The 13269-nt window shown below is 75.6% G+C and carries 3 protein-coding genes and 1 pseudogene; all 4 read left to right on the plus strand.

Annotated features, from left to right (window positions below):
- Positions 1-146 precede the first annotated feature (146 nt).
- A complete protein-coding gene (locus ABWK59_RS10435; protein ID WP_354639867.1) occupies positions 147-5516 on the plus strand; it encodes a type I polyketide synthase in 5370 nt (1789 codons plus the stop codon).
- A gap of 16 nt (positions 5517-5532) precedes the next feature.
- A pseudogene (locus tag ABWK59_RS10440) lies at positions 5533-10905 on the plus strand (type I polyketide synthase); the annotation flags it as partial.
- Between the two features lie 31 nt (positions 10906-10936).
- Complete coding sequence (locus ABWK59_RS10445) at positions 10937-12142, plus strand: FAD-dependent oxidoreductase (RefSeq protein ID WP_354639871.1); 1206 nt, start codon at positions 10937-10939, stop codon at positions 12140-12142.
- Positions 12143-12190: 48 nt separating this feature from the next.
- A complete protein-coding gene (locus ABWK59_RS10450) occupies positions 12191-13186 on the plus strand; it encodes a quinone oxidoreductase family protein (protein WP_354639873.1) in 996 nt (331 codons plus the stop codon).
- Positions 13187-13269: the final 83 nt, after the last annotated feature.

The following is a 13269-nucleotide window of genomic DNA, read 5'->3' on the forward strand; positions in this document are numbered from 1 at the left end:
CACCGACACCAGCTCCCCGGCCGCCGGGCCGGGCCCCGCCTCCGCCGAGGCGCGGCCCGGCGGCTCCCCCCGGCACGCCCGGACCGCCCCGGCGCGGACCCGACCGGACCCCAGCAGCCACCCTCCGTAGCAGGAAGTGAACCGAGATGGCCAACGAAGACCAGCTTCGCGAGTACCTCAAGCGGGCGGTGGCCGACACCCGGAAGGCCCACCGGCGGCTCAAGGACCTCGAGGACGAGCGCCACGAGCCGATCGCGATCATCGGCATGGCGTGCCGCTTCCCCGGCGGGGTGAACAGCCCGGAGGACCTGTGGCGGCTCCTGGTCGAGGAGACCGACGCGATCTCCGAGTTCCCGACCGACCGCGGCTGGGACCTGGACGGCGTGTACGACCCGGACCCGGGCAGCGCGGGCACCAGCTACACCCGCCACGGCGGGTTCCTGGACGGCGCGGCCGGCTTCGACGCCGGCTTCTTCGGGATCAGCCCGAACGAGGCGCTGGCGATGGACCCGCAGCAGCGGCTGCTGATGGAGACCGGCTGGGAGGCCGTCGAGCGCGCGGGCATCGACCCGCTGTCGCTGGCCGGCAGCCGGACCGGCGTGTTCGTCGGCACCACCTCACAGCTGTACGGCACGGCCTCGGACATCCCCGACGGCGTGGACCTGTACCTGGGCACCGGCACCACCGCGAGCGTCACCTCAGGCCGGATCGCCTACAACTTCGGCCTGGAGGGCCCGGCGGTGTCGGTGGACACGGCCTGCTCCTCCTCGCTGGTGGCCCTGCACTGGGCGGCCCAGTCGCTGCGCCAGGGCGAGTGCACCATGGCGCTGGCCGGCGGCGTGACGGTGATGTCCAACCCGGGCATGTTCGTGCTCTTCAGCCAGCAGAAGGGGCTGGCGGCGGACGGCCGCTGCAAGGCCTTCGCGGGCGCAGCGGACGGCACCGCCTGGAGCGAGGGCGTCGGCCTGGTGCTGCTGGAGCGGCTCTCCGACGCACAGCGAGGCGGCCACCGGGTGCTCGGGGTGATCCGCGGCAGCGCCAGCAACCAGGACGGCGCCAGCAACGGCATGACCGCCCCCAACGGCCCCTCGCAGCAGCGGGTGATCCGGCGCGCCCTGGCGGACGCCCGGCTGACCCCGGCCGAGGTGGACATGGTGGAGGCGCACGGCACCGGCACCACCCTCGGCGACCCGATCGAGGCCCAGGCACTGCTGGCCACCTACGGCCAGGACCGTGAACTCCCGCTGCTGCTGGGCTCGGTGAAGTCCAACATCGGTCACACCCAGTGCGCCGCCGGCGTGGCCGGGGTGATCAAGACGGTGCTGGCCATGCAGCACGGCCTGCTGCCGCGCACCCTGCACGTGGACGAGCCCACCCCGCACGTGGACTGGACGGCCGGGTCGGTGGACCTGCTCACCGAGGCCCGGCCGTGGCCGGAGAGCGGCCACCCGCGCCGGGCCGGCGTCTCCTCCTTCGGCGTCAGCGGCACCAACGCCCACGTCATCATCGAGGAGGCCCCCGCCGTCGAGGCCGTGGCCGACGGGGCCCCGGCCGAGGAGCCCACCGCCGCCGCCTTGGGCCCGGTGCCGCTGCTGTTCTCCGCCAAGAGCCCCGAAGCGCTGCGGGCGCAGGCCGCCCGGCTGCGCGACCGGCTGGCCGCCGACCCCGGCCTCTCCCCGGTGGACCTGGCGCACTCGCTGGCCGCCACCCGCTCCGCCTTCGCCCACCGCGCACTGGCCGTCGGCTCAACCTCCGCCGAACTCTCCGACGCCCTGGGCGACTTCACCTCCGGCGCGGCGGACGTGACCGGCCGGGTGGCCTTCGTCTTCCCCGGACAGGGCTCGCAGTGGGTGGGCATGGCCGTCGAACTCATGGAATCCGAGCCGGTGTTCGCCGCCCGCATCATCGAATGCGCGGAGGCACTCGCCGAATTCACCGACTGGAACCTCCTCGACGTCCTGCGCGGCACCGAAGGCGCCCCCGGCTACGACCGCGTCGACGTCGTCCAACCCGCCCTCTGGGCCGTCATGGTGTCCCTCGCGGCCCTCTGGCGCTCCTACGGCGTCGAACCCGCCGCCGTGATCGGCCACTCCCAGGGCGAGATCGCCGCCGCCACCGTCGCCGGCGCCCTCTCCCTCCAGGACGGCGCCCGCGTCGTCGCCCTCCGCTCGAAGGCCATCACCGCCATCGCCGGCCTGGGCGGGATGCTCTCGGTGGCCCGCCCGGCCGACCGGATCGACCTCGCGCCCTGGCAGGGCCGGATCTCGGTGGCCGCGGTCAACGGCCCGTCCGCCACCGTGGTCGCCGGCGACGCCGACGCCCTGGACGAGCTCCAGGCCGCCCTGGACGCCGAGGGCGTGCGCGCCCGCCGCGTCCCGGTGGACTACGCCTCGCACTCCGCCCACGTGGAGCGGATCCACGAGGAGCTGCTCACCGTGCTGGCCGGGGTCCGGCCGCGCCGCCCGGAGGTGCCGTTCTGGTCCACCGTGGACAGCGCCTGGGTCGAGACCGCCGAGCTGGACGCCGGGTACTGGTACCGCAACCTGCGCCGCCCGGTGCAGTTGGAGACCGCCGTCCGCACTCTGCTCGCCGAGGGGTACACGGCCCTGGTCGAGGTCAGCGCCCACCCGGTGCTCACCCTCGGGCTGCAGGAGATCCTGGACGATTCCACCGCCCCGACCGTGCTGACCGGCACGCTCCGCCGCGAGGAGGGCGGCCTGGCCCGGTTCCTCGCCTCGGCCGGCGAACTGGCCGTCCGCGGCGTCCCGGTGGACTTCTCCGCCCGGCTGGCCGGCGGCCGGACCGTCGACCTGCCCACCTACCCGTTCCAGCACGAGCGGTACTGGCTGGAGCCCTCCTCGGGCGCCGGGGACGTGGCCGCCGCCGGTCTCGGCGCCACCGGGCACCCGCTGCTGGGCGCGGCCCTGCCGCTGGCCGAGGGCGACGGCACGGTGCTCACCGGCCTGCTGTCGCTGCGCACCCACCCCTGGCTGGCCGACCACGCGGTCTCCGGCACCGTGCTGGTGCCCGGCACCGCCTTCGTGGAACTGGCCGTCCGGGCCGGCGACGAGGTCGGGTACGGCCTGGTCGAGGACCTCACCATCGAGGTCCCGCTGGTCCTCCCCGAGCGCGGCGGCATCGCCCTGCAGGTGGCGGTCGGCGCCGCCGACGGCGCGGGCCTGCGCCCGGTGGCCGTGTACGGGCGTCCCCAGGACGCCCCGCAGGACGAGCCGTGGACCCGGCACGCCGGCGGCCTGCTCGCCGCGGACGGGGCCGAGCCGCCCGCCCCGGTGGGCAGTTGGCCCCCGGCGGGTGCCGAGGAGCTGTCGCTGGACGGCTTCTACCCCCGCCTGGCGGAGGCCGGGTACGGCTACGGCCCGGTGTTCCAGGGCCTCGCCCGGGCCTGGCGGCTCGGCGAGGAGGTCTGCACCGAGGTGCGGCTGCCCCGGCAGGCGCACGCCGACGCGGCCCGGTTCGGGCTGCACCCCGCGCTGATGGACGCCGCGCTGCACGGCATGGGCCTGGCCCGCCGGCAGGACGCGGTGGAGGGCACCGGACTGCCGTTCGCCTGGAACGGGGTCCGGCTGCACGCGGCCGGCGCCACGGCGCTGCGGGTCCGCGTCTCCCCCGCGGGCCCGGGCGCCGTGACGCTGGCGCTGTACGACGAGACCGGCGCGCCGGTCGCCTCGGTGGAGTCGCTGGCCGTCCGGGCCATCTCCGCCGAGCAGCTGCGGGCCGCCCGCGGCGGGCAGCGGGACGCGCTGTTCCAGGTCGACTGGGCCGGGGTGCCGGCGGCCGGGGACGCCCCGGGCGGGGTCTGGGCGGCGCTCGGCGCCGTCCCGGCGGTGCCCGGGATCCGGCTCGACCGCCTGGACACCCTCGCCGCCGCGTCCACCGCCCCCGAGGTCCTGCTGCTGGCCGCGCCGTCGGCCGGCACCGGATCGCCCGCGGAGATCCACCGGGCCGCCGCCGAACTGCTCTCCCTGCTCCAGGAGTTCCTCACCGAGGAGCGGTACGGCGGGACCCGGCTCGCGGTCCTGACCGAGGGCGCGGTCGCCGCCGCCCCCGGCGACACCGTGCCCGGCCTGGCGCACGCCCCGGCGTGGGGCCTGCTCCGCTCCGCCCAGGCCGAGAACCCCGGCCGTATCGTCCTGGTCGACCTGGACGAGGCCGCCTCCGCGGCCGCCCTGCCGGCCGCCCTGGCCTTCGGGGAGCCGCTGCTGGCCGTCCGCGACGGCGCGCTGCTGGCACCGCGGCTGGCCCGGGCCGTCCCGTCCGGCGCCGCCCGCCCGCTGGACCCGGACGGCACCGTCCTGATCACCGGCGGCACCGGCACCCTGGGCGCCCTGGTGGCCCGCCACCTCGTCACCGAGCACGGCGTACGGCACCTGCTGCTCACCAGCCGCAGCGGCCCCGACGCCCCCGGCGCCAGCGCGCTCACCACCGAACTCGCCGCCCTCGGCGCCACGGTGACCGTCGCCGCCTGCGACACCGCCGACCGCGCCGCCCTCGCCGACCTGCTGGCCGGCATCCCGGCCGCACACCCGCTCACCGGCGTGCTGCACGCGGCCGGCGTCCTGGACGACGCGGTGATCGAGACCCTCACCCCCGAGGCACTGACCCGGGTGCTGCGGCCCAAGCTCGACGCCGCCGCCCACCTGCACGAGCTCACCGCCGACGCGGACCTGGCGGCCTTCGTCCTGTTCTCCTCGGCCGCGGCCACCTTCACCAGCCCCGGCCAGGGCAACTACGCCGCCGCCAACGCCTACCTGGACTCCCTGGCGGCCCACCGCCGGGCCGCCGGACGGCCCGCGCAGTCGCTGGCCTGGGGCCTGTGGGCGCAGCCCTCGGGCATGACCGGCCACCTCGACGAGGCCGAGCTGGAGCGGATGCGCCAGGGCGGCATGGTCGCCCTCACCGAGCTGGACGGCCTCGCCCTGCTGGACGCGGCCCTCGCCGTCCCCGCCGCCCTGGTGGTGCCGGCCGCGCTGGACCTGGCGGTGCTCCGCCGGCAGTCCCCCGTCCCGCACCTGCTGCGCGGCCTGGTCCGCCCGTCCGGCCGCCGGGCCGCCCGGAGCCGGTCCGCCGGCGACGGCGCCGAGCTGGCTCAGCAGCTCGCCGCACTCGGCGAGGCCGACCGCCGCCGGGCCGCGCTCGACCTGGTCCGCGCCCAGGTCGCCGGGGTGCTCGGACACGCCTCCGCCGAGGCCGTCGACCCCGAACTGCCGTTCAGCAAGCTCGGGTTCGACTCGGTGACCGCGGTCGAGCTGCGCAACCGGCTGTACCAGGCCAGTGGCCTGCGCCTCCCCGCGACCGTGATCTTCGACTACCCGACCGCCGCCGCCCTGGCCCAGCGGCTCTGCGCCCTGCTGCTGCCCGAGGCCGCCCCCGAGGAGCTCGCCGCGGCCGAGCAGGCCGCCGCCGAGGAGGCCCGCGCGGCCGAGATCGACGGCATGGACATCGCCGACCTGGTCGAACTCGCGCTGGGCACCTCGGTGGACCCCGCAGGCGTCTGAGAAGGAGCGACACACCATGACCACCGCCCCGGAGCGGATCGTCGAGGCGCTGCGCGCCTCGCTCAAGGACAACGAACGGCTCAGGCAGCAGAACGAGCGGCTCTCCGCCATCGCCGACGAGCCCATCGCCGTCACCGGCATGGCCTGCCGGCTGCCCGGCGGGGTACGGACGCCCGAGGACTTCTGGCGGCTGCTCGCCGAGGGCCGCGAGGGCATCGGCCCGTTCCCCGCCGACCGCGGCTGGGACCTCGGCGCGGAGAGCGCCACCGCCGTCGGCGGATTCCTGTACGACGCCGCCGAGTTCGACCCCGGCTTCTTCGGGATCAGCCCGCGCGAGGCGCTCGCCATGGACCCGCAGCAGCGGCTGCTGCTGGAGACCGGCTGGGAGGCCGTGGAGCGGGCCGGCATCGACCCGCTCAGTCTGCGCGGCAGCCGGACCGGCGTGTTCGCCGGCGTGATGTACCACGACTACGCGGCCCGGCTGGAGGAGGTGCCCGAGGAGATCGCCGCGTACCTCGGCAACGGCAGCGCGGGCAGCGTGGCCACCGGCCGGATCTCCTACGCGATGGGCCTGGAGGGCCCGGCCGTCACCGTGGACACCGCCTGCTCCTCCTCGCTGGTGACCATCCACCTGGCCGTCCAGGAACTCCGCCGCGGCGGCTGCGACCTGGCGCTGGCGGGCGGCGTCGCCGTGATGTCCACCCCTGGCCTGTTCGTGGAGTTCACCCGGCAGAAGGGGCTCGCGGGGGACGGCCGCTGCAAGGCCTTCGCCGACGCCGCCGACGGCACCGGCTTCTCCGAGGGCGTGGGCATGCTCCTGCTGGAGCGGCTCTCCGACGCGCGGCGCAACGGCCACCCCGTGCTCGCCGTGCTGCGCGGCAGCGCGGTCAACCAGGACGGCGCCTCCAACGGCCTCACGGCACCCAACGGCCCGGCGCAGGAACGGGTGATCCGCCAGGCGCTGGCCGCCGCCGGCCTCACCGCCACCGACGTGGACGCCGTCGAGGCGCACGGCACCGGCACCACCCTCGGCGACCCGATCGAGGCCCAGGCGCTGCTCGCCACCTACGGCCAGGGACGCGAACTCCCGCTGCTGCTCGGCTCGGTGAAGTCCAACATCGGCCACACCCAGAGCGCCGCCGGCGTGGCCGGGGTGATCAAGACCGTCCTGGCGATGCAGCACGGCCTGCTGCCCCGTACCCTCCACGTGGACCGGCCCTCCACCCACGTGGACTGGACGGCCGGCGCCGTCGAACTCCTCACCGAGCAGCGGGCATGGCCGGTCACCGGCCGCCCGCGGCGGGCCGGTGTCTCCTCCTTCGGCATCAGCGGCACCAACGCCCATGTCATCGTCGAGCAGGCCCCCGAGCCGCAGCCCGAACCGGCCGCCGCCCCCGCGGACAGCTCGGCCGCACCCTGGCTGCTGGCCGGCCGCACCGAGGCCGCCGTCCGCGCCCAGGCCGCCCGGCTCGCCGAGCACCTGGACGCCCACCCCGGCCTCGCCCCCGCGGACGTGGCCCACTCCCTCGCCACCGGGCGGTCCGCCTTCCCCCACCGGGCGGTCCTGGTGGGCACCGACCGCACCGCCCTGGCCGAGTACGCCGCCGGCCAGGACCCGGCGACCGTGATCACCGGGACGGCCGACGTCACCGGCAAGACGGCCTTCGTCTTCCCCGGCCAGGGCGCCCAGTGGGCCGGCATGGCCGTCGAACTCCTCCACACCGAACCGGTGTTCGCCGCCCGCATCACCGAATGCGCCCAGGCACTCGCCGAGTTCACCGACTGGAACCTCCTCGACGTCCTCCGCGGCACCGAGGACGCCCCCGGCTACGACCGGGTCGACGTCGTCCAACCCGCCCTCTGGGCCGTCATGGTGTCGCTCGCGGCGCTCTGGCGCTCCTACGGCGTCGAACCCGCCGCCGTGATCGGCCACTCCCAGGGCGAGATCGCCGCCGCCACCGTCGCCGGCGCCCTCTCCCTCCAGGACGGCGCCCGCGTCGTCGCCCTCCGCTCGAAGGCCATCACCGCCATCGCCGGACGCGGCGGCATGGTCTCCATCGCCCTGGCGCCGAAGGAGCTGGACCTGTCCCGCTGGACCGGCCGGATCTCCGTCGCCGCCGTCAACGGCCCCGCCTCCGTGGTGGTCTCCGGCGACGCCGACGCCCTGGACGACCTGGTGGAACGGTTCACCGAGGAGGGCGTCCGCGCCCGCCGCGTCCCCGTGGACTACGCCTCGCACTCCGCCCACGTCGAGCACATCGAGCGCGAGCTGCTCCACCTCCTCGCCCCTGTCACACCGTTGCGGCCCGAGGTGCCGTTCTGGTCCACCGTGGAGAACGTCTGGATCGACGGCGCCGCCTTCGACGCCGCCTACTGGTACCGCAACCTGCGCAACCCGGTCCGGTTCGGCGAGGGCACTGCGGCGCTCGCCGCCCAGGGGTTCCACGCCTTCGTGGAGGTCAGCCCGCACCCGGTGCTGGCGATCGGCGTGCAGGAGACCCTGGACGAGGTGCCCGCGCCGACCGCCACCTGTGGATCGCTCCGCCGCGACCAGGGCGACCTCACCGCCTTCCTCACCTCCGCCGCCCAGCTGCACGTCCGGGGCGTACCGGTGGACTTCTCCCCCGCCCACGCCGGCGGCCGCCGGATCGACCTGCCCACCTACGCCTTCCAGCGCGCCCGCTACTGGCTGGAGGGCCCGCGCGAGGAGCCCGACTCCCTCTTCCGCACCACCTGGCAGCCCCTCCCCGCGACCACCCCGACCACCACCCCGATCGCCGTCCTCAACGCCCCCACTCTCGACGGCCTCGACGGCCTCGACGCCGAGGGCCTCACCCCCTACCCCGACCTCGCCACCCTCGCGGCCGCCGACACCGTCCCGGACACCGTCGTCCACTTCCTCGACGCGAGCGCCGAACCCGCGAGCACCGAACAGGAGAGCGCCGCACCCGCGAGCCCCTCCGGCATCCGCGCCGCCGTCAACCACACCCTCGCCCTGCTCCGAAGCTGGCTCGACACCCCCCGCCTCGCCGACTCCCGGCTCGTCCTGGCCACCCGCCACGCCGCCGGCCCGTCCCTGACCGACCTCACCTGGGCCCCGGTCTGGGGCCTGGTCCGCTCCGCCCAGGCCGAGTACCCGGGCCAGTTCGCCCTCCTCGACCTGGAGACGTTCAGCCCGGCGGCCCTCCGTACCGCCCTCGCCTCCGACGAGCCCCAGCTGGCCGTCCGCGACGGCATCCCGTACGCCGCGCGTCTCACCCCCGTCCCGCGCGGCCAGGCGGCTCCGACGCCTGGCCCGTTCACCCCGGACGGCACCGTCCTGGTCACCGGCGGCACCGGCACCCTCGGCGCGCTCCTCGCCCGCCACCTGGTCGCCGCGCACGGCGTCCGCCATCTGCTACTGACCAGCCGCAGCGGCCCCGACGCCCCGTCCGCCACCGCCCTCACCGCCGAACTCGCCGCCCTCGGCGCCACGGTGACCGTCGCCGCCTGTGACGCCGCCGACCGCGCCGCCCTGGCCGGTCTCCTGGCCGGCATCCCCGCCGATCACCCGCTGACCGCCGTGGTGCACACCGCGGGCGTCCTGGACGACGGCGTGCTCGGCTCGCTCACCCCGGAGCGGGTGGACACCGTGCTGCGTCCCAAGGTCGACGCCGCCCTCAACCTGCACGAGCTCACCGCCGACGCGGACCTCGCCGCCTTCGTGCTGTTCTCCTCCGCCGCGGCCACCCTCGGCAGCGCCGGCCAGACCAGCTACGGCGCGGCCAACGCCTTCCTGGACGGCCTCGCCCGGCTCCGCCGCGACCAGGGCCTGCCCGGCCAGTCGCTGGCCTGGGGTCTGTGGGCCGAACGCTCGGGCATGACCGGGCAGTTGGAGGAGGCAGAGCTGGCCCGGATGGTCCGCGGCGGGGTCGCGGCGCTCTCCTCCGCGGAGGGGCTGGCGCTGTTCGACGCGGCGCTGGCCGCCGGGGACGCCACCCTGGTGACCGCCAAGCTCGACCTGCCCGCCATCCGTCGGCAGGCCGCCCCCGGTCCGGTGCCCGCCCTGCTGCGCGACCTGGCGGCACGCACCCCGGCCCGCCGGTCCGCGACGGTTCCGGTGGACCGGTCGGACGATCCCGCCGAGGAGGGACCGTCCCCGGCCGAGCGACTGATCGCCGAACTGGCCGGCCTCGGAGCGGCGGAGCGGGAGCGGATCCTGCTGGACCTGGTCCGCCAGAAGGTGGCCGCGGTGCTGGGCCACAGCGGCGCCGACCAGGTGGACCCGGGCCGGCGGTTCCTGGAACTCGGCTTCGACTCCCTGACCGCCCTCGCGCTGCGCAACCAGCTGAACGCCGCCACCGGCCTCCGGCTGGCCACCAGTCTGATCTTCGACCAGCCCTCCCCGGCCCTGCTCGCCGCCCACCTCCGCGAGCGGCTCGCCGACCGTGCCGACCGCCACACCTCCGACCCCACCGCCACCGAGTCCACGTCCACCGAGTCCACGTCCACGGCCACGACGGCCGAGCCCGCGGGCCCGCTGGCCAAGCTCTACTGGCAGGCCTGCGAGCAGGGTTCCTCGATGGCCGCGCTCGGCCTGCTGAAGGCGGCGGCCGCCTGCCGCCCGGCCTTCACCGCCGACGAGACCGCCGCCCACGCCACCGAGCCCGTCCGGCTCACTCCGTCCGGCCCGGACGACCTCGACGACCGGGTGACCGCGCCCCTGCTGGTCTGCCTGCCCTCCTTCGGCCCGGTCTCCGGCCCGCACGAGTACGCCCGGTTCGCGGCCGCCTGCCGCGGCCGCCGCGAGGTGCTGGTGCTGCCGCAGCCCGGCTTCCTGGACGGCGAGCTGCCGCCGGCCGACCTGGACGCGCTGGCCGCGCTGCACGCCGAGGCGGTGCTGAAGCACACCGGCGGCCGGCCGTTCGCCCTGGTCGGCCGGTCGGCGGGCGGCTGGATCGCGTACGCGGTCGCCACCCGTCTGGAGCGGCTCGGGGCCCGTCCGGCGGCCGTGGCGCTGATCGACACCTACGACCCCGACTACGACCAACTGCCGCTGCTGGAACCGTCGATGTCGGCGGCGATGAAGGACCGCGAGGCCACCTTCGCGCTCTGCAACGACACCCGGCTGGCGGCGATGGGCGCCTACCACCGGTTGTTCACCGGCTGGTGCCCGGAGCGGATCGACACCCCGACCCTGCTGGTCCGGGCGGCCGACCCGTGGCTGGAGGAGATCCGGTACTCGGCCGGCTGGCAGGCCGTCTGGGCGCACCCGCACGCCACCCGGGACACCCCCGGCGACCACTTCTCGGTCCTGGAGGAGCACTCCGCGACCACCGCGGACACCGTCCTGACCTGGCTCGAAGAAGCAACCCAGCCCGCGGCCGCCGGCGCCGCGGCCGTCCGCTGAACCACCGTCCAACCTCACCAGGAGACAAGTCATGAAGATCGTCATCATCGGCGCAGGTCTGGGCGGCGTCGCCTCCGCCCTGGCGCTCACCCGCTCCGGCCACGAGGTCGAGCTGTACGAGCAGGCGGACGAGCTCCGCAAGGGCGGCTACGGGGTGATCCTGTGGCCGAACGGCACCGGCATCCTGGACTCCCTCGGCATCGACCACGAGGAACTCGGCCACCGCCTGGACCGGGTGGACATCACCTCCGAGCTGGGCGAGCCGCTGGTCCGGGTGGACCTGGACCGGATCGCGCAGCGCTTCGGCTCGCCGAACAAGGTGATCCGCCGCAGCGAGCTGGTGGAGGTGCTGGCCGCGGCGCTGCCGCCGGGGGTGCTGCGGTTCGGTGCCCGCGCCACGCTCATCGAGGAGCCCGCCGAGGGCACCGACGGGCCGGTCGCCATCACCTTCGAGGACGGCCGGCGGATCGAGGCCGACGTCCTGATCGGCGCGGACGGCCACCGCTCCTTCGTCCGCAAGCACCTGTTCGGCTTCTCGCCGGCCGAGCACACCGGCTGGGCGACCTGGCACGGCACCACCAGGCTCCCGGTGGAGCTGACCTCCAGCCACCGGGTGCAGACCATGGCCGGCGAGGCGGGCCTGTGCGTGATGCACCCGCTGGGCGAGGACATGCTCTACTGGGCCTTCGAAACCCCGTGGGCGGACGGCGACATGGCCCCGCCCGGGGCGCTGGGCGGTCCGGACGTCCGCAACGCCACCGGCGCCGGCGGCGAGCCGCCGTCCCCGGTGGCCAACCTGCGGGCCCGGTTCGCCGGCTTCTCCTCCCCGCTGCCCGAGCTGCTGGAGTCGATCAGCGACGAGGACATCGCGGTCTTCCCGCACATCCTCCACCAGGTGCCCAAGCAGTGGGGCCGCGGCCCGGTCACCCTGCTCGGCGACTCGGTGCACGCGGTGCCGCCGCGCACCGGCATGGGCGCCAACCAGGCGCTGGAGGACGCCTGGGTGATCGGCCGGGCGCTGTCCGGCCAGGGCAGCCCGGCCGACTGCCTGCGCCGCTACGAGAAGACCCGCCAGCGCCGGGTCAAGATGCTCTACCACTACGCCGCCGCGACCGGGAAGCAGGGCCAGTCGGTGCCCGGCCTGTTCAAGCGCTCCAAGCGCGGCGTCTCCTTCACCGGCTTCCAGCGCTTCCAGATCAAGGCGTTCAGCAACTACCTCAACACCGCAGCCCGCTGAGGCGCCGTCACCTCCCGCCGGAACTCCCCACAGAGAGTGGTCCACCCCATGAAGATCATCCGTCAGCACGCGTACGGCGGCCCCGAGGTCCTGGAGCTGGAGGACCTGGAACTCCGCGAGCCGGGCCCGGGCGAGGTGCTGCTGCGCACCCACGCCGCCGCCGTCACCTTCTTCGACATCCTCAACCGCCGCGGCGACCTGGCCAAGCGCGACTACTACAAGGCCGACGCGGCGCTGCCGCTGGAGCCCGGCTACCAGGGCGCCGGCTACGTGGAGGCGATCGGCCCCGAGGTCACCGGCGTCGAGGTCGGCGACCGGGTCGCCTGGGCGCTCGCGGCCGGCTCCTACGCCAGCCACGTCATCGCGCCCGCCGCGCAGCTGATCCCGGTGCCGGACGACATCAGCCTGGACGAGGCGGCCGGCCTGCCGGTGCAGGGGCTGCTCGCGTACAAGCTGACCCACGAGGCGTACCCGCTGGCCGAGGGCGACTGGGTGCTGGTGCAGTCGGCGGCCGGCGGCGTGGGCACCCTGATCACCCAGTTCGCCCGGATGCGCGGCGCCCGGGTGATCGGCGTGGTCTCCGCCGAGGAGAAGGCCGTGGTCGCCAAGGAGGCCGGCGCCGAGGCGGTGATCGTCTCCGGCACCACCACCGACCAGGCCGCGGAGGTCAAGCGGATCACCGGCGGCGAGGGAGTCCGGGTGGTGTACGACGCGGTCGGCAAGGACACCTTCGAGGCCAACCTGGACAGCCTCGCCCCGCGTGGGTACCTGATCAACTTCGGCCAGGCCAGCGGGTTCGTACCGCCGCTGGACCTGATGACGCTGAACGACAAGGGCTCGCTGTTCGTCACCCGGTTCTGCCTGCCGCACTTCTTCGACGAGTCCTGGCCGCCGCTGAACTTCCTGGAGCGGGCGTTCCAGTGGATGCGCGAGGGCAGGCTGACCGTCCGGATCGACTCCCGCTACCCGCTCGGCCAGGCCGCCGAGGCCCACGCGGCGGTGGAGGAGCGGCGCACCAGCGGCCGCGTCCTGCTCGTCCCCTGACACCGCGCAGCAACACCGCGCCGCACCGCAACACCGCACCGCAACCCCGGCACCGCCGCCTCCCGCCCGCAGGGCCGCCACCC

It is taken from the genome of Kitasatospora sp. HUAS MG31 (genome assembly GCF_040571325.1).
GTDB lineage: Bacteria > Actinomycetota > Actinomycetes > Streptomycetales > Streptomycetaceae > Kitasatospora > Kitasatospora camelliae.

Bases quoted from the DNA above. Each gene is read 5' to 3' on its own strand.
- ABWK59_RS10435 (WP_354639867.1), top strand. From the start codon at position 147: ATGGCCAACGAAGACCAGCTTCGCGAGTACCTCAAGCGGGCGGTGGCC.
- ABWK59_RS10450 (WP_354639873.1), top strand. From the start codon at position 12,191: ATGAAGATCATCCGTCAGCACGCGTACGGCGGCCCCGAGGTCCTGGAG.
- ABWK59_RS10445 (WP_354639871.1), top strand. From the start codon at position 10,937: ATGAAGATCGTCATCATCGGCGCAGGTCTGGGCGGCGTCGCCTCCGCC.